Source organism: Naumannella cuiyingiana, assembly GCF_013408305.1.
Classification (GTDB): Bacteria; Actinomycetota; Actinomycetes; order Propionibacteriales; family Propionibacteriaceae; genus Naumannella; species Naumannella cuiyingiana.
Genome location: NZ_JACBZS010000001.1, coordinates 3006452 through 3029597, shown reverse-complemented (window position 1 = coordinate 3029597; position 23146 = coordinate 3006452). Strand labels below are relative to the sequence as shown.

At 71.5% G+C, this 23146-nt stretch carries 23 protein-coding genes; 7 read left to right on the top strand and 16 right to left on the bottom strand.

Annotated features, from left to right (window positions below; translation table 11 throughout):
• The first annotated feature begins 53 nt into the window (after positions 1-53).
• On the top strand, positions 54-548 hold the full coding sequence (locus tag GGQ54_RS14180; RefSeq protein ID WP_179445980.1) for a GNAT family N-acetyltransferase: 495 nt from the start codon (positions 54-56) through the stop codon (positions 546-548).
• 52 nt (positions 549-600) lie between these two features.
• On the opposite strand, the gene GGQ54_RS14175 is transcribed toward GGQ54_RS14180, so the two are convergent.
• The gene (locus tag GGQ54_RS14175; RefSeq protein WP_179446629.1) at positions 601-2271 is read right to left on the bottom strand and encodes a ribonuclease J; all 1671 of its coding nucleotides are present in this window, start codon (positions 2269-2271) and stop codon (positions 601-603) included.
• Between the two features lie 250 nt (positions 2272-2521).
• Here GGQ54_RS14175 and GGQ54_RS14170 point away from each other — a divergent pair, with 250 nt between their 5' ends.
• On the top strand, positions 2522-3085 hold the full coding sequence (locus GGQ54_RS14170) for a GNAT family N-acetyltransferase (protein WP_179445979.1): 564 nt from the start codon (positions 2522-2524) through the stop codon (positions 3083-3085).
• A 22-nt stretch (positions 3086-3107) separates the two neighbouring features.
• Here GGQ54_RS14170 and GGQ54_RS14165 read toward each other — a convergent pair whose 3' ends face one another.
• The 5 genes from GGQ54_RS14165 to rpsO all read right to left on the bottom strand — a co-directional run bounded on the left by GGQ54_RS14165 (position 3108) and on the right by rpsO (position 8755).
• Positions 3108-3797 carry an LmeA family phospholipid-binding protein gene (locus tag GGQ54_RS14165; RefSeq protein WP_179445978.1) on the bottom strand — a complete coding sequence of 230 codons (690 nt, stop codon included), beginning with the start codon at positions 3795-3797 and terminating at the stop codon, positions 3108-3110.
• Positions 3794-4534, bottom strand: coding sequence for a 4-hydroxy-tetrahydrodipicolinate reductase (gene dapB / locus GGQ54_RS14160; RefSeq protein ID WP_179445977.1), 741 nt, complete (start codon positions 4532-4534; stop codon positions 3794-3796). Before dapB ends, GGQ54_RS14165 begins: the two co-directional genes overlap by 4 nt.
• A gap of 67 nt (positions 4535-4601) precedes the next feature.
• Entirely contained in the window at positions 4602-5918 is a 1317-nt protein-coding gene (locus GGQ54_RS14155) for an insulinase family protein (protein ID WP_179445976.1), read from the bottom strand.
• Positions 5915-8170 (bottom strand): polyribonucleotide nucleotidyltransferase, encoded by a 2256-nt coding sequence (locus GGQ54_RS14150; protein ID WP_179445975.1) that lies wholly within the window; start codon positions 8168-8170, stop codon positions 5915-5917. The genes GGQ54_RS14155 and GGQ54_RS14150 overlap by 4 nt, the downstream gene beginning before the upstream one ends.
• Before the next feature lie 321 nt (positions 8171-8491).
• Positions 8492-8755: a 30S ribosomal protein S15 gene (rpsO, locus tag GGQ54_RS14145; RefSeq protein WP_179445974.1), complete on the bottom strand. Its 264-nt coding sequence runs from the start codon at positions 8753-8755 to the stop codon at positions 8492-8494.
• 238 nt (positions 8756-8993) lie between these two features.
• Between rpsO and GGQ54_RS14140 the strand changes: the two genes are divergently transcribed.
• The gene (locus GGQ54_RS14140) at positions 8994-9308 is read left to right on the top strand and encodes a hypothetical protein (RefSeq protein ID WP_179445973.1); all 315 of its coding nucleotides are present in this window, start codon (positions 8994-8996) and stop codon (positions 9306-9308) included.
• Between the two features lie 26 nt (positions 9309-9334).
• Here the strand turns inward: GGQ54_RS14140 and GGQ54_RS14135 are convergent, their stop codons facing one another.
• On the bottom strand, positions 9335-10144 hold the full coding sequence (locus GGQ54_RS14135; protein WP_179445972.1) for an MBL fold metallo-hydrolase: 810 nt from the start codon (positions 10142-10144) through the stop codon (positions 9335-9337).
• A 40-nt stretch (positions 10145-10184) separates the two neighbouring features.
• The gene (locus tag GGQ54_RS14130; protein ID WP_179445971.1) at positions 10185-10778 is read right to left on the bottom strand and encodes a helix-turn-helix domain-containing protein; all 594 of its coding nucleotides are present in this window, start codon (positions 10776-10778) and stop codon (positions 10185-10187) included.
• A gap of 18 nt (positions 10779-10796) precedes the next feature.
• Between GGQ54_RS14130 and GGQ54_RS14125 the strand changes: the two genes are divergently transcribed.
• Positions 10797-11498, top strand: coding sequence for an AzlC family ABC transporter permease (locus GGQ54_RS14125; RefSeq protein WP_179445970.1), 702 nt, complete (start codon positions 10797-10799; stop codon positions 11496-11498).
• Entirely contained in the window at positions 11495-11803 is a 309-nt protein-coding gene (locus tag GGQ54_RS14120) for an AzlD domain-containing protein (RefSeq protein WP_179445969.1), read from the top strand. The genes GGQ54_RS14125 and GGQ54_RS14120 overlap by 4 nt, the downstream gene beginning before the upstream one ends.
• 17 nt (positions 11804-11820) lie before the next feature.
• Here GGQ54_RS14120 and GGQ54_RS14115 read toward each other — a convergent pair whose 3' ends face one another.
• The 7 genes from GGQ54_RS14115 to GGQ54_RS14085 form a co-directional block, all read right to left on the bottom strand.
• Complete coding sequence (locus GGQ54_RS14115; protein ID WP_179445968.1) at positions 11821-12765, bottom strand: bifunctional riboflavin kinase/FAD synthetase; 945 nt, start codon at positions 12763-12765, stop codon at positions 11821-11823.
• A 20-nt stretch (positions 12766-12785) separates the two neighbouring features.
• On the bottom strand, positions 12786-13673 hold the full coding sequence (gene truB / locus GGQ54_RS14110; protein WP_179445967.1) for a tRNA pseudouridine(55) synthase TruB: 888 nt from the start codon (positions 13671-13673) through the stop codon (positions 12786-12788).
• Positions 13666-14097 (bottom strand): 30S ribosome-binding factor RbfA, encoded by a 432-nt coding sequence (gene rbfA / locus GGQ54_RS14105; RefSeq protein WP_179445966.1) that lies wholly within the window; start codon positions 14095-14097, stop codon positions 13666-13668. The genes truB and rbfA overlap by 8 nt, the downstream gene beginning before the upstream one ends.
• A 428-nt stretch (positions 14098-14525) precedes the next feature.
• Positions 14526-17351: a translation initiation factor IF-2 gene (infB, locus tag GGQ54_RS14100; RefSeq protein WP_179445965.1), complete on the bottom strand. Its 2826-nt coding sequence runs from the start codon at positions 17349-17351 to the stop codon at positions 14526-14528.
• A 185-nt stretch (positions 17352-17536) separates the two neighbouring features.
• The gene (locus GGQ54_RS14095) at positions 17537-17830 is read right to left on the bottom strand and encodes a DUF448 domain-containing protein (protein ID WP_179445964.1); all 294 of its coding nucleotides are present in this window, start codon (positions 17828-17830) and stop codon (positions 17537-17539) included.
• Positions 17827-18801: a transcription termination factor NusA gene (nusA, locus tag GGQ54_RS14090; RefSeq protein ID WP_179445963.1), complete on the bottom strand. Its 975-nt coding sequence runs from the start codon at positions 18799-18801 to the stop codon at positions 17827-17829. Before nusA ends, GGQ54_RS14095 begins: the two co-directional genes overlap by 4 nt.
• A gap of 2 nt (positions 18802-18803) precedes the next feature.
• Positions 18804-19313, bottom strand: coding sequence for a ribosome maturation factor RimP (locus tag GGQ54_RS14085; RefSeq protein ID WP_343045974.1), 510 nt, complete (start codon positions 19311-19313; stop codon positions 18804-18806).
• A 94-nt stretch (positions 19314-19407) separates the two neighbouring features.
• Here GGQ54_RS14085 and GGQ54_RS14080 point away from each other — a divergent pair, with 94 nt between their 5' ends.
• Positions 19408-20343: a DUF4439 domain-containing protein gene (locus tag GGQ54_RS14080; protein ID WP_179445961.1), complete on the top strand. Its 936-nt coding sequence runs from the start codon at positions 19408-19410 to the stop codon at positions 20341-20343.
• Positions 20344-20374: 31 nt separating this feature from the next.
• Here the strand turns inward: GGQ54_RS14080 and GGQ54_RS14075 are convergent, their stop codons facing one another.
• Positions 20375-21952 (bottom strand): M1 family aminopeptidase, encoded by a 1578-nt coding sequence (locus GGQ54_RS14075; RefSeq protein ID WP_218843874.1) that lies wholly within the window; start codon positions 21950-21952, stop codon positions 20375-20377.
• Positions 21953-22214: 262 nt separating this feature from the next.
• Here GGQ54_RS14075 and GGQ54_RS14070 point away from each other — a divergent pair, with 262 nt between their 5' ends.
• Positions 22215-23135 carry a CPBP family intramembrane glutamic endopeptidase gene (locus GGQ54_RS14070; RefSeq protein WP_179445960.1) on the top strand — a complete coding sequence of 307 codons (921 nt, stop codon included), beginning with the start codon at positions 22215-22217 and terminating at the stop codon, positions 23133-23135.
• The last annotated feature ends 11 nt before the right edge of the window (positions 23136-23146 follow it).

Below are 23146 nucleotides of genomic sequence, written 5' to 3'. Positions count from 1 at the left end.
CTGTCCGCGCCGGCCCGGGCCGATGCCCGCGGCGCGCCTACACTGCCTGACCCATGAGCGCCGCCATCCGTGAAGCCACCCGGAACGATCTTCCCGACATCCTCCGCCTCGTTCACGCCCTGGCCGTCTACGAGAAGGAACCGGACGCCGTCGAGGCGACGGAGCAGGATTTTGCCGCGGTGATGTTCCCGTCGGATGGCGCGCCGAATGTCTACGGTCTCGTCGCCGAGGTCGAGGGTGCGGTGATCGGCATCGCGATCTGGTTCTACTCGTTCTCCACGTGGACGGGGAAGAACGGGATCTGGCTGGAGGACCTGTTCGTCGATCCCGCGCATCGGGGCACCGGGGCCGGCACCGCACTCCTCGGCCGCCTCGCCCAGCTCTGTCAGGACCGGGGGCTGACCCGGCTGGAGTGGTGTGTCCTGAAGTGGAACGAACCCTCGATCGGGTTCTACCGCTCCCTCGGCGCCCGACCCCAGGACGAGTGGGAGACCTACCGTCTCGACGGCCCGGCCCTGGCCGCCTTCGCCGACAGGACTCGGGACTGAGATTTCCGCCCGGGCCGGGTGAGGGGCGCGGGAGCCGGAGGGCGACCCAGAACTACGTCGCGACGACCACCGGCACGATCATCGGCCGCCGGCGCATCTTGCCCGAGACCCAGCGTCCGATCCGGCGGCGGATGACCTGCTGCAGCCGGTAGGTGTCCGACACCCCCTCGTCCAGCGCGGAGCGCAGGGCGTCGGCGATCTCGGCGCGGATGCCGTCGAACATCTTGTCCTGATCACCCTCGAGGAACCCACGAGCCTGGATCTCGGGCCCGCTGATCAGCTTCTTGGCGTGCAGGTTGACGACGGCGACGATGGAGATGAAGCCTTCCTCGCCGAGCACCAGCCGGTCCGAGAGCTGCGATTCGGTGACCCCGCGCATCGTGCCGTCGACGAAGATGTAGGGGGCGTCGACCCGCCCGACGACCTCGGCCTTGCCATCGGCGAGGTCCACGACGCCGCCGTCCTCGACGAGCATGATCCGGTCCGACGGTACGCCGGTGGCCTGCGCGAGCTCGCCGTTGGCGATGAGGTGGCGTACCTCCCCGTGCACCGGCATCACATTGCGGGGCCGGACGATGTTGTAGCAGTAGAGCAACTCCCCCGCCGACGCGTGTCCGGAGACGTGGACGAGCGCATTGCCCTTGTGCACCACGCGTACCCCGAGCCGGGTCAGCCCGTTGATCACGCGATAGACGGAATTCTCGTTGCCGGGGATGAGCGACGACGCCAGCAGCACGGTGTCACCCTCGGTGAGTTCGATCGAGGGGTGTTCGCGACTCGCCATCCGCGACAGCGCGGACAGCGGCTCGCCCTGGGAGCCGGTGGAGATCAGCACGACCTCGTCGGGCCGGTACTTCTCGACGTCCTTCACGGAGATCAACAAGCCCTCGGGCACATCGAGATAGCCGAGCTTCTCCGCAACGCCCATGTTCTTGATCATGGACCGCCCGACGTAGGCAACCTTGCGGCCGTAGCGGGCGGCGGCGTTCATCACCTGCTGAACCCGGTGCACATGGGAGGCGAAGCAGGCCACGACGAGCCGCTGGGTCGAGGTCGCGAAGACCCGGTCCAGGGCGGGTTGGATGTCCTTCTCGGGGGTGGTGAAGCCCGGCACCTCCGCGTTGGTGGAGTCGGTCAGGAACAGGTCGACGCCCTCCTCGCCCAGCCGGGCGAAGGCGCGCAGGTCGGTGATCCGACCGTCCAGCGGCAACTGGTCCATCTTGAAGTCGCCGGTGTGCAACACGGTCCCGGCCTCGGTCCGGATCGCCACGGCGAGCGCGTCGGGGATGGAGTGGTTCACGGCGACAAACTCGAGCCCGTAGCCGTCGACGTCGACCCGCTCGCCCTCGCGTACCGTCCGCAGGTCGGCATTGCGGATCCGGTGCTCCCGGAACTTCTCGGCCAGCAGCCCGAGGGTGAGCTGGCTGCCGTAGACCGGGATGTCCTCGCGCTGCTTCAGCAGGAACGGCACCGCGCCGATGTGGTCCTCGTGACCGTGGGTGAGCACCAGCCCGACGATGTCGTCCAGCCGATCGGACAACACGTCGAGACCGGGCAGGATCAGATCGACCCCGGGGTGGGTCTCCTCGGGAAAGAACACGCCGCAGTCGACCAGCAGGATCTTGCCGTTGATCTCGAACATCGTCATGTTCCGGCCGACATCGCCGAGGCCGCCCAACGGGATCACGCGCAGCGTGTCCCTCGCCAGCTTGGGCGGGTTCATCACCTCGGGAAAGTTCATGGGTGCGAGCGTATCGGGAGGGACTCCAGCGGCGCCCGCGGCGCGCGAGAGCCGGGTGCCGCCGCGGCGGACGCGCCGCCGACGGCCGGAGAAAGCTAGAGTCCGCGGCTGCTCGCTCGGGGGGGACGAACAGCCACGGACTTGGACCTAGTGTGCCACAGCACGACCCTGATTCGGCAACCGTGCGGAGGCAATTTATCGGTCCGAATCGTCGGCGCCTAGGCTGCGGCTTGTGTCAGCATCCACCCCGGGCCAGCCGGTGGCCGATTCGGTACGCCTGGCGCTGCCCGACGAGGCCGAACAACTGGCCGCGATCCAGCGCCGCGCCTGGCAGGAGGATCTTCCGCCGGAGGTTTCGGCGCCGATGCTTTCCGAGGCGTCGCTGGACGCTGCCGCGGAAATCTGGCGTCGCGCGATCGTCCGTCCGCCGCTCGCGGAGTGCCGCGTGCTGGTCGCCGTCGACGGCACGAACGGCCGGGTCACCGGGTTCGCGGCAACCATGCCGGCCCAGGATCCGGATGCCGACGAGGCCACCGACGGCGAGGTCGCGGAGTTCGTGGTGGATCCGGTGAGCCGGCGCCGGGGCCACGGGTCGCGGCTGGTGAATGCCGCCGTCGACACGCTGCGCGCCGACGGTTACCGGTTGGCCCGGATCTGGGTCAGGTCGACCGACGATGTACTGCGCGGGTTCTTGTCCGCCTCGGGCTGGGCGGCCGACGGCGCGCACCGCGAACTGGGCGACACCGAAGCCGGGAACCGCCTGAAGCAGGTACGCCTGCACACCGCGATCGGCTGAGCCGCCCCGCTGGGTCGCGGCCTCAGGCGGGCGGGGTGAGCGGCACGTCGGTGCCGGAGACCACCACGGCCAGCCCGTCCGGGCCGGCCTGCAGCCGTTCGGCCCGCAGTCCCATCGGCAGTTGCAACGGGATCGGGCCGGCGAGCCGCTCGATGAGCTGGCGGGCGACACCGGAGGGAAGCTCGTAGTCGGCGACGGCGACGGCCGGGTCGGCGAGCGTCAGCCGCTGGGTGGCGACATCGAGCTGCGGCGTACCGGTCACGCGTGCGGTGACGCTGGCGCCGAACACCTCGGCGCGGTAGTCGACCCGGATCCGGCCCGGTTCGGCATAGCTGACGGGTTGCCCGACGAGCGCGCCGACGCCGGCCCAGTCGAGCGTCCCGGAGCCGTCCAGCCGGGACACCACCGGCGCCTCGATGCCGCGCACATCGGTCAGCGCGAGCTCGACGCGGCGCAGGGTGAGGGTGCGTTCCCCGTCCGGCACGGTGAACTCCGCCGCCGACACGTCGACGCGCTCGAACCGCCCGGCGGCGAGCTGGGTCAGGAACGGTACGCCGGCAAAGCTGACCCGCGGCGGCGGGGTGACCCGGAAGTCGGCCGCGATCTGCTCGGCCTGCTGGCGTTCGACCAGCCAGACCGCGCCGCGGTCGGCGCCGACCAACAGACCGGCGATCACCAACAGCGAGACGACGACGGCGAGGGCTCGCCTCATCGACCGAGCCCGAGGATGTCGTCGATGCCCACCGTGAGACCCGGCCGATCGGGCACGGCGCGGACTGCGGCGATCACCCCGGGCATGAAGGAGGAGCGGTCGAAGGAGTCGTGGCGCAGCGTCAGCGTCTCCCCCGGGTCGCCGAACAGCACCTCCTCGTGCGCGACGAGCCCGCGCAGGCGTACCCCGTGCACCCGGACGCCGTCGACATCGGCGCCGCGGGCGCCGGGCAGCTCGTGCACGGTGGCATCCGGCGGGGCGGGTACGCCGGCCTCGGCGCGCGCAGCGGCGATCCGGCGGGCGGTGCTGATCGCGGTGCCCGAGGGCGCATCGGCCTTGTCCGGGTGGTGCAGCTCGATCACCTCGACGGACTCGTAGAACCGGGCCGCCTGCTCGGCGAACCGCATCAGCAGCACGGCGCCGACCGAGAAGTTCGCGGCGATCACCACACCCACCTCCGGGCGGTCGGCGAGCAGGCCGCGCAACCGGTCCAGCCGCTCGGGGGTGAAGCCGGTGGTGCCGACGACGGCACTGATCCCGCGGTCGATGCACCAGGCGAGATTGTCCATCACGGCATCGGGGTGGGTGAAGTCGATCACCACCTGCGCGGCGGCCGCGGCCTCCCGGTCGTCGCCCGCGTCGATCCGCGCGACCAGCTCGAGCCCGTCGGCCGCCTCGACGGCGTCACAGCTCGCCCGTCCCATCCGACCGCCGGCGCCGAATACCGCCACCTTCATGCCTGCCCCTTCCGTTCGGTGCGCTCGCGCCGACCAGCGTACGGGCTCGCCGGTGGTCGCGGCCGGGTCAGGACACCCAGCGCTGGACGATCCGGTCGAGGCGGCGGCGGTTGGTCCGCGGACCGACGATGCCGAGCACCGGCGGCTGGGCGAGCAGCTCGCGCGCGACGGTGGTGACATCGTCGAGGCCGACCTCGTCGTGGCTGCGCAGGTAGTCCTCGACCGTGCGGGCATCGCCGGTCAGCTCCGCGGCGCCGTTGCGGCTCATCCGGGAGGTCGAGCCCTCGTAGGCGAGCACGGTCTGGCCGCGCACCTGACCCTGCGCCCGGGCCAGCTCCGCGGCGCTGACCCCGGAGTCGACAATGGCGGCGATGGTGTCGCGGACGACGGCGAGGATGTCGCCGGCGCGCTCGGCATGGCTCGCCCACTCGACGGTGAACATCCCGGCATCGGAATAGGCGCCCTGGACCGCGTCGATGGCGTACGCCAACCCCCGGCGCTCGCGGACCTCGACGAACAGCCGCGAACTCATCCCCCCGCCGAGGATCACCGACAACAGGTTCAGCGCGGGGCGCCGCGGGTCGAACCGGCCCACCCCGCCGAAACCGAGCACCGCGCTGGACTGCTCGAACGAGCGGGAGCGGCTGATCACCGCCGGTCGGGCCGCCCGAGGTCGGGTCGGCCGGCGGTCCGGGGTGGCGCTCGGCCGGACCTGGCTGCTGGTCGCGAACGAGGTGAGCTGGGCCACGAGTCGATCATGGTCGACCCGGCCCGCGGCGCTCACCACGATCGACGAGGGGCGGTAGAACTTGCGCCAGTAGTTGATCACCTGTCGCCGCGACATGGCGATGATCGATTCCTCGCTGCCGATCACCGGGCGGCCGAGCGGGTCACGGTCGAACAGCGCCGCGGACACCAGTTCATGGGCGGACTCGCCGGGATCGTCGGCGTGCATGGAGATCTCGTCGAGGATCACCTCGCGCTCGGCCTCCAGGTCCTCGCTCCTGATCAACGAGTTGGCCAGCATGTCGATCATGACCTCGACCGCCAGCTCACGGTCCGCGCCGAGCACCTTGGCGTGGAAGCAGGTGTGCTCCTTGGCGGTGTAGGCGTTGATCTCGCCGCCCACCCCTTCGATCTCGGCGGAGATCTGCTCCGCGCCGCGGGTCGGCGTACCCTTGAACAAGACGTGTTCCAGGAAGTGCGACGCGCCGTGTTGACGGGCGGTCTCGTGCCGGGACCCGGCGTCGACGAAGAAACCGAGGGCGACCGATCCCGCCCGGGGCATGGCCTCGGTGATCACACGCAAACCGCTCGGCAGCACCGTCCGGCGGATCTCGCCGTCGCGGTGCCGCCGAGCGGCAGCGGTGGGGTTTCGGGTCACTCCTGGTCGGCCGGGGCCGACTCCGCCGCGGGCTCGTCGGACTTCGGGGCGGCCTCGCCCTCGCCCGAGCCACCCTCGACGACCGGGATCAGCGACAGCTTGCCGCGATCGTCGATGTCGGCGATCTCGACCTGCAGCTTCTGCCCGACGCTGAGCACGTCCTCGACGTTCTCGACGCGCTTGCCGCCGGTCAGGTCGCGCAGCTTGGAGATGTGCACCAGGCCGTCCTTGCCCGGCAGCAGCGACACGAACGCGCCGAAGTTGGTGGTCTTCACCACCGTGCCGAGGTAGCGCTCGCCCTTCTCCGGCATCGTCGGGTTGGCGATGGCGTTGATCGCGGCGCGGGCCGCTTCCGCGGCGTCGCCGCCGGCGGCACCGATGTAGATCGTGCCGTCGTCCTCGATCGAGATGTTGGCGCCGGTGTCGTCCTGGATCTGGTTGATGATCTTGCCCTTCGGGCCGATCACCTCGCCGATCTTGTCCACCGGGATGGTGATCGAGATGATCCGCGGCGCGGTGGGGCTCATCTCGTCCGGAGCGTCGATCGCCTCGTTCATCACCTCGAGCAGCGTGTACCGGGCCTCCTTGGCCTGGTTCAGCGCCTCGGCCAGCACGCTGGCGGGAATACCGTCGAGCTTGGTGTCGAGCTGCAGCGCGGTGATGAAGTCCTTGGTGCCGGCGACCTTGAAGTCCATGTCGCCGAGCGCGTCCTCCGCGCCGAGGATGTCGGTCAGCGCGATGTAGCGCTGCTCGCCGTCGACCTCACCGCTCATCAGGCCCATCGCGATACCGGCCACCGGGGCGCGCAGCGGCACGCCGGCGTTCAGCAGGGACATCGTGGACGCGCAGACCGAACCCATCGAGGTCGATCCGTTCGAGCCGAGCGCCTCGGAGACCTGGCGGATGGCGTAGGGGAACTCCTCCCGCGTCGGCAGCACCGGCACGAGGGCGCGCTCGGCGAGCGCACCGTGGCCGATCTCGCGGCGCTTGGGCGACCCGACGCGGCCGGTCTCGCCGGTCGAGTAGGGCGGGAAGTTGTAGTTGTGCATGTAGCGCTTGGTCGTCTCCGGGCCGAGCACGTCGAGCTTCTGCTCCATGTCCAGCATGTTCAACGTGGAGACGCCGAGGATCTGGGTCTCGCCGCGCTGGAACAGCGCCGATCCGTGCACCCGCGGGATCACGCCGACCTCGGCCGACAGGGTGCGGATGTCGCGCAGCCCGCGCCCGTCGATGCGTACCTGCTCGGCCAGCACCTTCTGCCGGACCAGCTTCTTGGTCAGCGCGCGGTAGGCGCCGGTGACCTCGTTCTCCCGGCCCTCGAAGCGCGGGTCCAGGCGCTCGTGCACCTGGCCGAGCAGCTCCTCGGTGGCGGTCTCCCGCTCGGTCTTGTCGGCGATGGTCATCACCTGGGCGAGCTGGTCGGAGGCGTCCTGGCTGACGGCGGCGTACGCATCGTCGGCGTAGTCGCTGAAGACCGGGTAGTCCTTGGTCGGCTTGCCGGCCTTGCTGGCCAGCTCGGCCTGGGCCTCGCAGAGCGCCTTGATGAACGGCTTGGCCGCCTCCAGGCCCGCGGCGACGACCTCCTCGGTCGGTGCGGTACGCCCGCTCTTGACCAGGTCCCAGGTCTGCTCGGTGGACTCGGCCTCGACCATCATGATCGCGACATCGCCGTCGGGCAGCACGCGGCCGGCGACGACCATGTCGAAGGCCGCCTCCTCCAACTGCTCGACGGTCGGGAAGCCGACCCACTGGTCACCGATCAGGGCAACCCGGACACCGCCGACCGGGCCGTTGAACGGCAGGCCGGAGAGCTGGGTGGACAACGACGCGGCGTTGATCGCGACGACGTCGTAGAGCGTGTTCGGCTCGAGCGCGAGAACGGTCACGACCACCTGGACCTCGTTGCGCAGGCCCTTGACGAAGGTCGGGCGCAGCGGCCGGTCGATCAGCCGGCAGGTGAGGATGGCGCCCTCGGACGGGCGGCCCTCGCGGCGGAAGAACGAGCCGGGGATCCGGCCCGCGGCATACATCCGCTCCTCGACATCGACGGTGAGCGGGAAGAAGTCGATCGACTCGCGCGGCTTGTTGCTGGCGGTGGTGGCCGAGAGCAACATCGTCTCGTCGTCGAGGTAGACGGTGGCCGAGCCGGCGGCCTGCTTGGCGAGCAGGCCGGTCTCGAAGCGTACGACGTGCTTGCCGAGCTCGCCGTTGTCGATCACGGCTTCGGTGCTGATGACGTCAGGTCCCTCCACGGGGATTCCTTTCTGTGGTGGACCGCGACGAAGACCAGGGCGCGCGGGCCGACCCGGGGTCGGCCGCTGCGTGCTGGGAGGCCGGTCTTCGATCGAGGTCCGCGGGCGCTCCGCCGGGCCGGTGACGGCTCTGCAGGCGGCTCCCGAAGACCACTACCGAGGACAGGACTCCCGGTCGGCGCGGTCTCGTGGATTGTCAGTTCTTCGGTTGTTCTTCGGTTGTCGGGTGAGCGGCGCTGCCGCTGTCCCTTTCTAGCAAAGAAGGGAGTGTCCCCCGGTCGGCCCGGCGCGACACTCCCTCCTTCCCACCCGAACTGCGACTCAGCGGCGCAGGCCCAGGCGGGCGATCAGCGAGCGGTAGTGCTCGATGTCCTTCTTCGCCACGTAGTTGAGCAACCCGCGGCGCTGGCCGACCATCAGCATCAGCCCGCGGCGGCTGTGATGATCGCCCTTGTGCTGCTTGAGGTGCTCGGTCAGGTGCGAGATCCGCTTGGTGAGCAACGCGATCTGGACATCGGGAGAACCCGTGTCGCCCGGCTTGCTCGCGTACTCGTCGATGATCTTCTGCTTCTCGGCGGCGTCCATTCGACACTCGTCCTTTCCGATGTCCGTTGCGCGGCGCCCTCCCGCCTGGCGGCGGTCCACATCGGGTGGGCGAGGGCTCTTGGTCGTCCGCGGCCGTCATGACGGCAACCTGCACAGGATAGCCCGCGCGCGCAGGATGGGGCGAATCGGCGGGTACGCCGGCCGCTGGTCCCGGCGCTCGCCCGACCGGCTGTGGATAACCCGACCACGGGGATCGGCGGTCGCGTAGCTTGGATACATGAGCACCTCACCGGGGGTCGAGCCGCGGGTACGCCGGCTCGAGAACGATGTCGACGGCATCTATGAGCTGCTCGGCGACCTGTCGACCACGCAGAAGCGCCAATCGACGCGGCTCGCCGAGATCGCCGACACCCAGGGCGAGCACACCCGCATCCTGGGTGAGCATGCCCGTGTCCTGGACGAGCACACCCGCATCCTGGACGAGCACAGCCGCGTCCTGGGCGAACACAGCCGCGTCCTGGACGAGCACACCCGCATCCTGGGCGAGCACGGGCAGAAGCTGGACGAGATCCTGGGTCTGCTGCGGCCCTGATCGCGCCGGCCGGTCAGGTCAGCCGGTCAGGTCAGGTCGTCGTGGTCGCCGCGCACCCAGGCGGCGTACCGTTGCGCCGATTCCTGTACGGCGCGATCCGCACCGCCGCTCACCGCCCCGCCGAAGTTGTGCCAGATCGTGTCGTAGCGCAGGTCGGCCACGCGCGCGGCGATCCGCTCCACCACCGCGGCGGACAACGGCAGCCGGTTGGGGAAGCTGCGCATGAACGTGACCGTGCGCCGATCGGGATTGGGTGCGATGGTGTCGCCGGCGAACAGCACGCCCGCCCCGCCCTGACCCGCGGCCCAGTGCGCCACCGCGCTGCCCGGGAAGTGGCCGCCGAGCTGGCGCAGCACCAGCTCGTCGGCGAGCCGCAGCTCACCCGACCACTCCTCGATCGCGGGCCCCCGCCGGCCGAGCCAGCCGGCGTCGGCGGCGTTGACCAGCACGGTCGCATCGCCGAGGGCGGCCGACCAGTCGAGCTGGGCCCCGAACATGTGCGGGTGGCTGGCGGCGATCCAGCGCACTCCGTGCTCGCGGGCGAACGCGACCGAGGCATCGTCCAGGTAGCCCGGCGGGTCCCACAGCAGCGCACCGTCGGGCGTCGGCACCAGCATCGCGGTCTGCCCGATGCCCACCTGCGGCTCCGCCGTCAGCCCCCAGTAGCCGCCGTGATCGGCGACGGCGATCCGGGTTCCCGCGGCACGCAGCTCCTCGCCGGTGGTCCACGCCTGCCCGGTCGCGGGGACGTATTGGCGTTCGTCGGCGCAGATCGGGCAGACATCGGGCAGCGGTTCGGCGTACTCCACCGCGCAGGTGCGGCAACTGATCGTCATGGCGCCACTCTCGCGCCTCGACCGCCGTTGAGGTCAACCCTCAGCGCTGCTGGGAGACCAGGACGGCCGAGGTTCCGGGTTCGAGCGCGTCGAACACGTGCGGGACGTCGCCGGGGTAGCTGTGGTAGTCCCCCGGCCCGAGCTCGACCGGCTCGTCGGCCGCCCCGGTCAGCGCGCGGCCGGCGATCAGCACCACGTGCTCGACGGTGCCGGGCGCATGGGCTGCGGAGCGGCGTGGCGGTCCTGGCTCGGCGTCGATCCGGAACAGGTCGCGGCGTACCTGCGGCGGGCAGTGGGACAACACGACGGCCGCGTACTCGGCGTGCTGGGCGCGGGTCGCCTCCCCCTCGCCCGCGCGGATCAGCCGCGACTGCGCCTCGGGCGGATCGATCAGGGCCGAGAACGGTACGCCGAGCGCGGTGGCCAGCGCCCAGATCGTCTCCACCCCGGGATTGCCCTGGCCGGCCTCCACCTGGGACAGCGTGGACTTGGCGACCCCGGCGCGACGCGCCAGCTCGGACAGGCTCATCCCGGTGCGGGCACGCTCGGCGCGGACGGCGGCGGCGATCCGGGACACCGCGGCGCTCGGTTCGCTATTTCGATCATTTCGTTCGTCTTGACGAACAGGCGTCATGCGGTCATCGTAGACCACATGTCCCTCCTAGCACTGGCGCGACGCAGCCCCGCGATCCGTGCAGGGGTCTCGATCGCGGTCGCGACCGGCGTCTACGGGGTGTCGTTCGGTGCGCTCGGGGTGGCCGCCGGACTGGACATCGCGCAGACCTGCGCGCTGAGCCTGCTGATGTTCACCGGCGGCTCGCAGTTCGCGCTGATCGGCGTGCTCGCCGGCGGCGGCTCGCCCGCCTCGGCCCTGGCGGCCGGCACCCTGCTCGGCGTCCGCAACGGTGTCTACGCCATGCAGGTGAACGCCGCGCTCCGGCCCACGGGCTGGCGCCGATTCGCCGCGGCGCACCTGACCATCGACGAGTCGACCGCGACCATGCTCGCCCAGACCGACCCGGCCGAACAACGCCGCGGGTTCTGGACCGCCGGGCTCGGCATCTACCTGCTCTGGAACACGAGCACCCTGATCGGTGCGGTGGCCGGCGATGCGCTCGGCGACCCGAGGATGTGGGGTCTGGACGGGGCCGCCGTGGCGGCCTTCCTCGGGTTGTTGTGGCCGCGGTTGTCCGGCGGCGAGCCGTGGGCGATCGCGGTGCTCTGCGGCCTGGTCACCGCGCTGGCCATCCCGCTCCTGCCGAGCGGCGTACCGATCCTGGTGGCGGCCGCCGTCGCGGCACTCTTCGCCGTCGTGGTACGCCCGCGCCGCCCGAGGGAGGCCGCGGCGCGATGAGCTGGTGGTGGCTGATCGCCGGCTGCGCGGCGGCGTACCTGATCAAGCTCAGCGGCTTCTGCATCCCCGCCCGCTTCCTCGAGCGGCCGCTGATCGTCCGGATCGCGGGGTGTATGACGATCGGCCTGCTCGCCTCGTTGGTCGTGGTGAACACGATCGCCTCGGGCCAGCAGGTGTCCCTCGATGCCCGGCTGCTGGCACTCGGCGCGGCCGCGGTCGCGCTGGTGCTCCGCGCGCCGTTCATCGTGGTGGTCGTGGTAGGGGCGGTGGCCGCGGCGCTCGGCCGGCTCGCGGGGCTGGCCTGACCGACGACCGGCCGGGGTCAGTTCAGCAGCTCCCGGCAGCGGCGGACGTCGGCGTGCATCTGCTCGATCAGATCGTCCATTCCGGTGAAGGCGACCTGCCCGCGCAGCCGTTCGACGAACTCGACCTGCAGCGGTACGCCGTAGAGCTCGAGGTCGTCGCGATCCAGCACATAGGCCTCGACGACGGTCTCGGGCACATCGTCGAACGTGGGATTGGTGCCGACGGAGATCGCCGCGGGCCAGCGCGGCGCGTCGGGCACGTCGAGCCGACGGGCCCAGCCGCCGTAGACCCCGTCGGCGGGGGCGGCGCGCCAGTCCGGCACCGGCAGGTTGGCGGTCGGGAAGCCGAGCTCGCGGCCGCGCTGGTGGCCACGAACGACGATGCCGTCGTAGCAGTAGGGGCGGCCGAGCAGTTCCGAGGCCGCCTCGACATCGCCGTCGGCCAGCGCTGCCCGGACCCGGGTCGAGGAGACGGGCTCACCGTCGATATCGGCCAGCGGGAGGCCGGTCACCTCGAACTCGCCGCGGGACAGGTCGGTCAGCCGGCCGACATCGCCGGCGGCGCGATGGCCGAACCGGAAGTTCTCGCCGACCATGATCAGGTCCGGGTGCAGCGGGCGGAGGACCCGGTCGACGAACTCCTCGGGCGTCCACTCCGAGGTGTCATCGTCGAAGCCCACCACCTCGACCTCGTCCGCGCCGGCCGCACGCAGCAACCGCTCCCGGGTCGGCAGGTCGGTGAGCAGCCGGGGCGCCTTGTCCGGGCGTACCACCGACATCGGGTGCGGCCAGAAGGTGACGACGATCAACCGGTCGGCCTGGTCGCGGGCCGCACGCAGCAGGGCCTGGTGGCCGCGATGGACGCCGTCGAAATTGCCGATCAGTACCGCCGTGCGCCCGCGCTGCCGCGCGTCCGGGTCCTGGCGCCCGCGCTGCTGCGCGTCCGTGTTCTGCTGGGCCACGCCGCCACCATAGCGACGGGTCAGGACCCGGCGGCGAAGACCGCGACCGGGCGCGCGCTCGCGCCGTCGGGGCGGTAGATCGCGAGCAGTTCGCCGCCGTGCAGCAGCGCAGCCGGGCCGTTCAGTTCCAGCGCGAGGCGCCGGCCGTGACTGATGTCGGCGGCGGCGTCGGCGTCGACCGGCACCGTGGGGAAACAGCCGGCGGCGGCCTCGGCCATGTTGATCAACTCCGGCGCTGCGTCGGTGTCGATGTCGACCGCGCGGTCGAGACCGAACGGGCCGACGCGGGTACGCCGCAGCGCGGTCAGATGCCCCGCGCTGCCGAGCGCCGCGCCGAGGTCGCGGGCCAGCGCGCGGATGTAGGTGCCCGACGAACAGCGGACCCGCACGTCGCAGTCGACGACCGCGAGACCGTCGACCTCGGCCGGGCGGGCGCCGAGCAATGCGAACTCGGCCACCTGCACGCGGCGCGGGGCGAGCTCGACACTCTCCCCCGCCCGGACGCGGGCATAGGAGCGCTTGCCGTCGACCTTGATCGCCGACACCGCGGTCGGCACCTGGTCGATGTCGCCGGTGAATGCGGGCAGTGCGGCGCGGACGCGATCGGCGTCGATCCCCGCGGCGCCGGGGGTGGCGGTGGGCTCGCCGTCGGCGTCGTCGGTGAGCGTGCCGATGCCGAGCCGGATCGTGGCGGTGTACTCCTTCTGGGTCAGCATCAGGTGGCCGAGCAGGCGGGTCGCCCGGTTCACCCCGACCAGCAGCACGCCGGTCGCCATCGGGTCGAGCGTGCCGGCGTGACCGACCTTGCGAGTGCCGAGCAGTCGGCGTACCCGTCCGACGGCCTGGTGGGAGGTCCAGCCGGCGGGCTTGTCGACGACGAGCACCCCCGAGGCCGCCGGCTCATTCATCGTCGGCGTCGCGCGGCTTCTTGTAGGGGTCGGACTCGCCGGCATACGCGGCGCCGGAGGCCCGCTCGGCGAGCGAGGCATCGTCGGTGCGGGCGCGGTCCAGCAACTCGTCGATGTGCCGGCCGGCCTCGGGCACCGCGTCGGGCTGGAAGGCGATGGACGGCGCGTGTCGCAGCCCGAGCTGCTTGCCGACCTGGCTGCGGATCAGGCCGGTCGCCGACGCCAGGGCTGCCGCGGTCCCGGCATGGTCGGCGTCGTCGCCGAGCACCGTGTAGAAGATCGTGGCCTCGCGGGTGTCGCCGGTCAGCGAGACATCGGTGATCGTCACGAAGCCCAGCCGGGGATCCTTGATCCGCCGCTCCAGCAACTGCGCGACGATCGTCTTGATCTGGTCTGCCAACTTGAGGACGCGCGGCGACGCCATGATCACTCCTTGAGGACGCGGTGCGGGTGAACGCGGACAGGCCGACCAGTCTATCCCCAGCCGCGGGCCCGGTCGGCATCCGCGAACCCAGCCGGCACCCGCGAACGGTGCAACACCCGCGCCTGCCGACCCAGCCCGCACCTGCCGATCCAGCTCGCACCTGCCGGTTCAGCCCGCACCTGCGACGGCGTACCCCAATCCGCGAACCCAACCGGCACCCGCGAAGGGTGCAACGCCCGCGCCTGCCGAGCCAGCCTGCGGCTGCCGGTTCAGCCCGCGCGTGCCGAGCCAGCCCGCACCTGCTGATCCAGCCCGCGGCTGCCGATTCAGCCCGCGGCTGCCGGGACGCGAAGCGGGCCCGCCCCCGAGAGGGGACGGGCCCGCGTTCGTTCAGCTCGCGCGCCGAGGACGCTGGAGCGGCCGGTGGATCACTCCCGCGGCTTCTCCCGCATCTCGTAGGTCTCGATCACATCGTCGACCTTGACGTCGGAGTAGTTGGTCAACGTCAGACCGCATTCGTAGCCCTCGCGGACCTCGGTGACGTCGTCCTTCTCCCGGCGCAGCGACGCGATGTCGGTGTCGACCACCACCACGCCGTCGCGGAGCAGCCGCGCCTTCGCGTTGCGGCGCATGATGCCGCCGGTGACCAGACAGCCGGCGATCGTGCCGACCTTGGAGGAGCGGAACACCTGGCGTACCTCGGCGGTCCCGAGTTGCACCTCCTCATAGATCGGCTTCAGCATGCCCTTCAGGGCCGCCTCGATCTCGTTGATCGCGTCGTAGATCACCGAGTAGTAACGGATGTCCACGTTCTCGCGATCCGCCAGCTCGGTGGCCTTGCCCTGCGCCCGGACGTTGAAGCCGATGATCACCGCACCGGAGGCGGCGGCCAGCGAGACGTTGGTCTCGGTGATGGCACCGACACCGCGATCGATCACGCGCAGCGACACCTCCTCGCCCACGTCGATCTTGGCCAGCGCCTCCTCCAGGGCCTCGACCGAACCGGCGCCGTCGCCCTTGAGGATGAGCAGCAGCTCCGACGTCTCGCCCTTCTCCATCTGCTCGAAGAGCTGATCGAGGGTACGCCGACGCGCGCCCGCCGCCTGCTGTGCGGCCCGCTTGCGCGCCTCGCGCTGATCGGCGATCTGTCGCGCGGTCCGATCGTCCGGCACCACCAAGATCGTGTCACCGGCGCCCGGGACGCTGGTCAGGCCCAACACCTGGACCGGCATCGACGGCGGCGCCTCCGCGACGGAGTCGCCATGATCATCGAGCAACGCGCGGACGCGCCCGTAGGCCGGGCCACAGACGATCGAGTCACCCACCCGCAGCGTGCCGCGCTGCACCAGCACCGTGGCGATGGGGCCGCGACCCTTGTCCAGGTGCGCCTCGATGGCGACACCCTGGGCCTCCATGTCCGGATTGGCCCGCAGCTCCAGCGCCGCATCGGCGGTCAGCACGATCGCCTCGAGAAGGTTGTCGAGCCCCACGCCGGTCACGGCGGACACGTCGACGAACATCGTCTCGCCGCCGTACTCCTCCGGGATCAGCCCGTACTCGGTGAGCTGCCCGCGCACCTTCGACGGGTCGGCGCCCTCCTTGTCGATCTTGTTCACCGCGACCACGATCGGCAGATCCGCCGCCGTGGCGTGGTTCAGCGCCTCGATGGTCTGCGGCATCACCCCGTCGTCGGCCGCCACCACCAGCACGGCGATGTCGGTCGACTTCGCACCGCGGGCACGCATGGCGGTGAACGCCTCGTGACCCGGGGTGTCGATGAAGGTGATCTTGCGCTCCTGATCATCGACCTCGGTCGCGACCTGGTACGCGCCGATGGCCTGCGTGATGCCGCCGGCCTCGCCCGCCACCACATTGGACTTGCGCAGCGCGTCCAGCAGCTTGGTCTTGCCGTGGTCGACGTGACCCATCACGGTGACGACCGGCGGCCGGACCGCCAGGTCCTCCTCGCCACCGGCATCCTCGCCGAACTCGATGTCGAACCGCTCCAGCAGCTCGCGATCCTCGTCCTCGGGCGAGACCACCTGGATGTCGTAGTTCAGCTCCGTGCCGAGCACCTGCAGCGTCTCGTCGTTCACCGACTGGGTCGCGGTGACCATCTCGCCCATGTTGAACAACACCTGGACCAGGGCCGCCGCGTCCACGCCGATCTTCTCGGCGAGGTCGGTCAGCGAGGCGCCGCGGCGCAGCCGAACGGTCTGCCCCTCGCCCTTGCGGACGCGGACGCCACCGATCGTCGGCGCCTCCATCTCGTGCACCTCTTGGCGACGCTGCTTGCGCGACTTCCGACCGCGGCCCTTCTGGCCACCGCGGCCGAACGCGCCCTGGGTGCCGCCACGGCCACCACGACCGCGCCCGGGACCCATCGGCGGGCCGCCGGGACCTCCCGGGCCGCCGGGACCACGAGAACCGCCCGGACCGCCGCGGCCGCGGCCGGGGCCGCCGCCGGGACGCCCGCGCCCCGGCGCGCCGGGCGCGCCGAGCGAGGACTGCTTGGGCATCATCGCCGGGTTCGGCCGGGGCATCCCGGACACGCCGCCCGGGCGCGGCCCGCCAGGACGGGGGCCGCCGGGACGGCCCGCGTCACCGGTGCCGGTACGCCCCTCGGGCCGGCGCGGGGTACGCCCCATGCCCTGGGAGCTGGCGAACGGGTTGTTGCCCGGTCGCGGGCCCGACGGCCGGGGTCGCGGACCACCGGCACCGGGCAGGCCGCCCGTCGAGCCGGGGCGCGGCGACCGCGGTCCGGGTCGCTCGCCCGCGCCGGGGCGCGGCGGACGATCGCCGGACGGCCGCTCGGGTGACGGCCGCTCGGCCGGCGGTCGCGGACCGGGACGCGGCGCGCCGCCGGGGCGCGCGGGTGCCGGGGGCGCCGACTCGGCCGAGGGCGCCTGGGGCGCCGACTCGGTCGCTGCCGGGCGGTCCGGCTCGGCCGCCGGCTCCTGGGGGGCCTGTGGTGCGGGCGGCCGGGGTGCCGCCTTCTTGGCGGCCGGGCCCGGGGTCGGGCGCGGCGCTGCCTTCTTTGCCGGGGCGCTCTTCTGCGCGGGCGCGGACGGCGCCCCGTTGCCCGGCGTTGCTGAACCGCCGTCCAGCTTCTCGCTCAGGCGCCGGACCACCGGCGCCTCGATCGTCGACGAAGCGGAACGGACGAATTCCCCCATGTCCTTGAGGACCTGGAGGACCTCCTTGCTTTCGAGCCCGTGCTCTTTGGCGAACTCGTAGACGCGGACCTTGGCCACTACTCTCCTTCAGGTCCGGGCCTTCGAGTGCCTGGACCAGTTAGTTGTTGTGCGTGTTCATCGCTTGTGCGTGTTCATCGCGTGTCCATGAGCGATTGCCCACCTTCTGGTCGGACGAGGCCCGGACGACCGGGCCCCTGTCGGCTCGTACAAAGACCTCCCGACGGGAGGCGTACCCGCCAATCCTAGTCGGCCGGACCCAGAACTGTCGCATCGGGCCGCTCCAGCCGCGCGGCGAGGGCGCCCCAGTCGACGCGCAGGCCGTCCGCGGGCACCCGCAGCGCCCGGGGCAGCGCCCGGCGTCGGCGGGCGAGATCGAGGCAGCCGGGATCGGGATGCAGCCACGCACCCCGCCCGGGCAGGGTACGCCCGATCGCGATCGCACCACCCGCGCCGACGGCCAGCCGGCACAGCTCCGCCTGCGGTGCCCGCCGCCGGCAGCCCACGCAGGTACGCGTCGGCGCGGGCCCCTCGCTCACTCCGCGGGCTCGGTGTCCGGCCGGATGTCGATCCGCCAGCCGGTCAGCCGGTTGGCGAGCCGGGCGTTCTGCCCCTCGCGGCCGATCGCCAGCGAGAGCTGGTAGTCGGGCACGATCACCCGGGCCGCCCGGGCGACCGGGTCGACGATCTGGACCGAGCTGACCTTGGCCGGCGACAGCGCATTCGCGACGAACGTCGCCGGGTCGTCGGACCAGTCGATGATGTCGATCTTCTCCTCGTTCAGCTCGTGCATCACCGCCCGGACCCGTTGTCCCATGGGTCCGATGCACGCGCCCTTCGCACTGACGTCGGGGCTGTTGCTGGTCACCGCGATCTTGGTCCGGTGACCGGCCTCGCGGGCGACGGCCTTGACCTCGACCACGCCCTGCTCGATCTCGGGAACCTCCATCCTGAACAGGCGCTTGACCAGGTCCGGATGGGTGCGCGACACGACGACCTGCGGGCCGCGCAGCTCCTTGCGTACCGCCACGATGAAGACCCGGATCCGGTCGCCGTGCCGGTAGGTCTCGCCGGGCACCTGCTCGGCCAGCGGCATGATCGCCTCGATCTTGCCGAGGTCGACCAGCACGGTCCGGGAATCCCTGCCCTGCTGGACGATGCCGGAGACGATGTCGCCCTCGGAGGCGGCGAAGTGACCATACTTCTGCTCGTCCTCGGCATCGCGCAGACGCTGGAAGATCACCTGCCGCGCGGTGGCCGCGGCGACCCGGCCGAAGTCGTGCGGGGTGTCGTCGTACTCGCCGACGGCATTGCCCTCCTCGTCCAGCTCAGGGGCCAGGACGCGGACGCTGCCGGTCTTGCGGTCCAGCTCCACCCGGGCACCGGGCACGGGGCTCTCGGTCTTCTCGTACGCGTTGAGCATCGCGTCCTCGAGAGCGGTCACCAACACCTCGAGCGGAATCTCCTTGTCCCGTTCGATTGCGCGCAGCGCGGACATGTCGATGTCCATGATCATTCCTCCTCGGCGGCCGCGTCGGCGGTCGGTCGCTTCTTGCTCAGCTCGACCTGCACGGTCGCCTTCTCGACGTCTTCGAAGGGGATCCGGGTCTCGGTGCCGTCAACGCTGATCAGGGCGGCGTCGTCGGTGACGCCGCTGATCCGGCCCTCGATCGGCTCGTCCGAGCGGTCCGCCCCGGCGCGCGGCCGGACCCGGACCAGCCGGTCGAGATTGCGTCGCCAGTGCTCGGGCCGGACCAGCGGCGCGCTCACGCCGCGCGAGGACACCTCCAGGGTGAACGCGCCGTTGCCGACGGCACTGGACTCGTCCAGCCGGCGCGAGATGGCCCGGGTCGCCTCGGCGATGTCGTCCAGGCTCGGCCCGCGACCGTCCGGACCGTCACCGTCCACGGTGATCCGGAGCAGGGTACGCCGACCCGCCGGACGGACGTCGAGGGCATCGAGTTCAAGATCGAACTGCGCCAGGAGCGGAGTGATCTCGGCAACGAGTTGGGGTTCGTTCACGTTGTCCTCCGGTCCGGTTGTGCTCAGCAGTTTTGTCGCAGCATACCCCGGCAGCGACCGGGATTCCGGGTGTGCCTCGGGTAGCCTGCGGCAGGTGTCCGCCACCACCCGTCGAACCTTTCTCGCGCTCGGGTCCCTCGTCGCGGCCGGCGCTGCGGGCGGCATCGCCATCGGCACCGCGGCGCTGGGCAGCCCGGCGCTGAGCGGACCGCGACCGGTGCGCCCACCGAGCCCGACGCCCACCCCGCCACCGCGTCTCGCCGAGGGCATCGAGTTGTCCGCCGGGCTGCTCGCGGCCGCCCGGGCCGCCGAAGATGATCATCCGCTGGTCGCCCAGTTGGTCCGCGACCATGCGGCACAGCTCGCGGCGCTGCGTTCGCCGGAGCCCGCCGCCCGTCCCGCCCAGCCGACGCCCGGCACCGAGCCGCCGGCACCTCGGCCCGGCCGGGATCCGTTGCGTACCCTGATCGAGGCCGAACGCGCCGCGGTCGATGCCTATGCCGGTTGGGCGGGCGAGACGACCGGCGGGATCGCCCTGGTCTGGGGCTCGCTGGCCGCCCACGCCGCCGGCGCGGCCGGCGCCCTTCGCTCCTCCACCCGCCGCGCCGAATCACCGGCACCGGGCACCGGCCCGGCGGTCGCGGTCGACGACACCACCGCCCTGCAGCAGGTGGTCGCCCAGTCCCATGCCGCGATCTTCGGCTACCAGCGGCTGCTCGCGCTGGTGCCGCGCGGCGAGTCCGAACCGGTCGACGCGGGGCTCAAGGCCTACCGCGGGTTGCGCGACGACCTGACGGCGGCGCTGGCCGACCGGGGCGCCGCGGCGCCGGCGGCCGCCCCGGCGTACCGCACCGAGGGCAGCGCCGAGGAGATCGGCCGGCAGATCGAATCCGGCGCGTTGCCGTACCTGGGTCAGTGGCTGCAGGCAGCCGCGGAACCCGCGTCGGCCACGGCCGCGCTGCGCGAGGCGACCGGGCGCGCGCTCGGGTGGGGCGCCGCCCTGCCGGCATGGCCCGGCTGGCCCGGCTGAGCCGGCCGCCGGGGCCACGCCGGTCAGGAGTTCAGCGGGCCTCCTTGAGCGTGCGATGGGTGTGGTCCAGGGTCTCGCGGGTGCGCTGCAGCGTGCGCTGGTCGGCCTTCTCGGCGGTCTTGCCCTGGGCATTGGTCTGCTTCGCCGCCTTGGCCGTGCCGAAGTCGAGGCCGTTCTCCGCGGTGGCCGCCGGCTTGCGCTGGTCGTAGAGCCAGGCGCGGAAGAAGCCGTCGAGGTCCTCGCCGCTGAGCTTCTCGGCCAGGGCCATGAACTCCTCGACCGAGCCGTTTCCGTACCTCTTCTCCGCCTGCCAGGTACGCAGGAGCTGCCAGAAGGCCGGCGATCCGATCCGATTGCGGAGCGCCTGGACGCTCATCGCGCCCCGGTCGTAGACCGCGGCGTCGAAGACATTGTCCCGGCCCGGATCGGCAATCGAGACCTGCCACATCGGGCTGTCTGCGGCGTACCCGTCGTAGTACTCGCGCAGCAACTGGTTCGCGGTCCCCTCTCCCTGGTCCTCGCTCCACAGCCACTCGGCGTGGCTGGCGAAGGCCTCGTTGACCCAGATGTCCTTCCATTCCTGGACCGACACGCTGTCACCCCACCACTGGTGGGCCCACTCGTGTGCCACCACGCCCATGTTCGAGCCCCGCCGCCAGAAGCCGCGGGTGTAGACCGGCCGGGTCTGGGTCTCCAGCGCGTAACCGAAGTCCGCGGCCGGCGCGACGTCGCCGACGGCGTCGAACGGGTACGGCCCGTACTGGCTGGACAAGTAGTCCACCACCTCCGGGGTACGCGCGAAGTCGGTCTCGGCCCGCTGGGTGGTGGTCGAGTTGTCGGTCGGCACCGCATAGATCCAGGGCAGCCCCTTGCTGGTCGTGCCCTCGGTGACCTTGTACTGCCCGATCGCCATGAACGCCAGATAGGTCGCCATCGGCTTGGTCTCGCGCCAGCGCCACACGTCGCCCTTCGGCGACAGCGTGCGCGAGACGAGCTGACCGTTGCTCAGCGCCTCGACACCGCTCGGCACCCGGATCGTGACGTCGAACCTCGCCTTGTCCTGCGGGTGGTCATTGGCCGGGTACCACCAGGCCGAGATCTCGGGCTCCCCGAGCGCCACCGCACCATCGGGGGTCTTGATCCACGGGTTGATGCCGTCAACCTCAACCGAGGAGGGTACGCCGGCGTACTCCACCGTGATCGTCATCTGCTGGCCCGAGCGGATCCGGTTCTTCGGGGTCACGACCAGCTCGTGCGGGTCGTCCTGGTTGTACCGGGCGACCTTGCCGTTGACCGTCACGCGGCTCACCGGCAGCGCGAAGTCGAGATTGAAGCGCCGCAGGTTCTGGGTGGCCTTCGCGGTGATGGTCGTGGTGCCGGTGAGCAGGTCGCCGGCCGGGCGGTAGTTGACGTCGATGGCGTACCTGCTGACGTCGTAGCCGGAATTGCCGTAGTTGGGGAAGTAGTCGTCCCCGAGACCGGCGCCGCCGATGTCGCGCGGCGCGGCACTCGCGGTGATCGGGGCGACGGCCAGCGCGACGCCGGTGACGCCGGCGGCCAGCGCCGCCCGGAGGGTGCGTGAGCGGATTGCAGATCGGTTGTGGGACACGGAATCTCCTCGGATCCGCGCGGCCGGGGCCGGCCGATGGGCAGGCCCGGGTCCGCGCGTGGACGGGTTCGATCCCTATTTCCTACCGCAGCGGGCGCGTCACGTCAGGAGAATGCGGTGGCTACTTCCGGCCAGTCCACGCCGGGCAGGCGTCGAGGCGATCGACCGTTGACCCGGCCGGTCCGCTGTGGAAGCGTGAGGTGCCACCCCGGCGGCCGCGGCCCGCCTCTGGTCGCTGGCGAGCACACTCCAGGAGACCGCCATGGGCACATCGCAGCAGCAGTCCCTCGACCAGCTCCCGTTCCCGGAGGCCATGCGCGCCGCCCGTCGACCCACCGGGCCGATCCTCGGCATCGTCGTCGTCAGCGTCATCTTCCTGCTCGCGCAGGCCTCGGCCCTGCCGTTCGTCTCTCTCGACGACCAGGGCACGCAGATGACCTTCGCCAAGCAGGCGATCCTGACCGGCAGCTTCGCCGTCGGCGCGATCCTGATCTTCGCGTGGGTGCGGTGGAAGGAGGGTCGGCGCATCAGCACGCTCGGATTCGCCCGTCCCGGGGCGATGATGAAGATCGGCCGCGGCGCTCTGATCGGGATCGCCATGATCTCCGTCGTGGCGCTCGTCAACGCGGCCCTCGGCAGCGCGAGCATCGGCTCCCCGGACTGGTCGGCCGTGGGACCGGCCGCCGTCCTACTGCTCGGCTTCGGAGTCCAGGGCAGCACCGAAGAGCTCTACGCGCGCGGCTACCTTGTCCAGGCGGTCGCATGGAAGTGGGGGGTCATCGCCGCCTTCGCGATTCAGACGATCTGGTTCACCCTGCTCCACGGCGCGAACGGGGGCATGACGCTCGTGCCGGTGATCAATCTCGCCCTTGTCGCACTGTTCCTCGGGTGCTGGTCGTTGGCCGAAGGCGGTCTGTGGGGCGTGTGCGCGTTCCATGCGCTGTGGAACTGGGGTCAGGGCAACCTGTGGGGAGCGAACGTGTCGAACATGGAGATCTCGACATCCGTCCTCTCCTTCGACCCCGCCCCCGGGGCGAGCGAGCTGCTCACCGGCGGCGGATTCGGGTTCGAAGGCAGCATCGTCGCGACCATCGTGCTCGCGATCGGCACCGTCGTCGCGTTCACCATCTGGCAGCGCAACCGCCGCCGAGATGCCGGGGCGGAGGCCGAGCTCGGCCGCTGACCCGGCACACC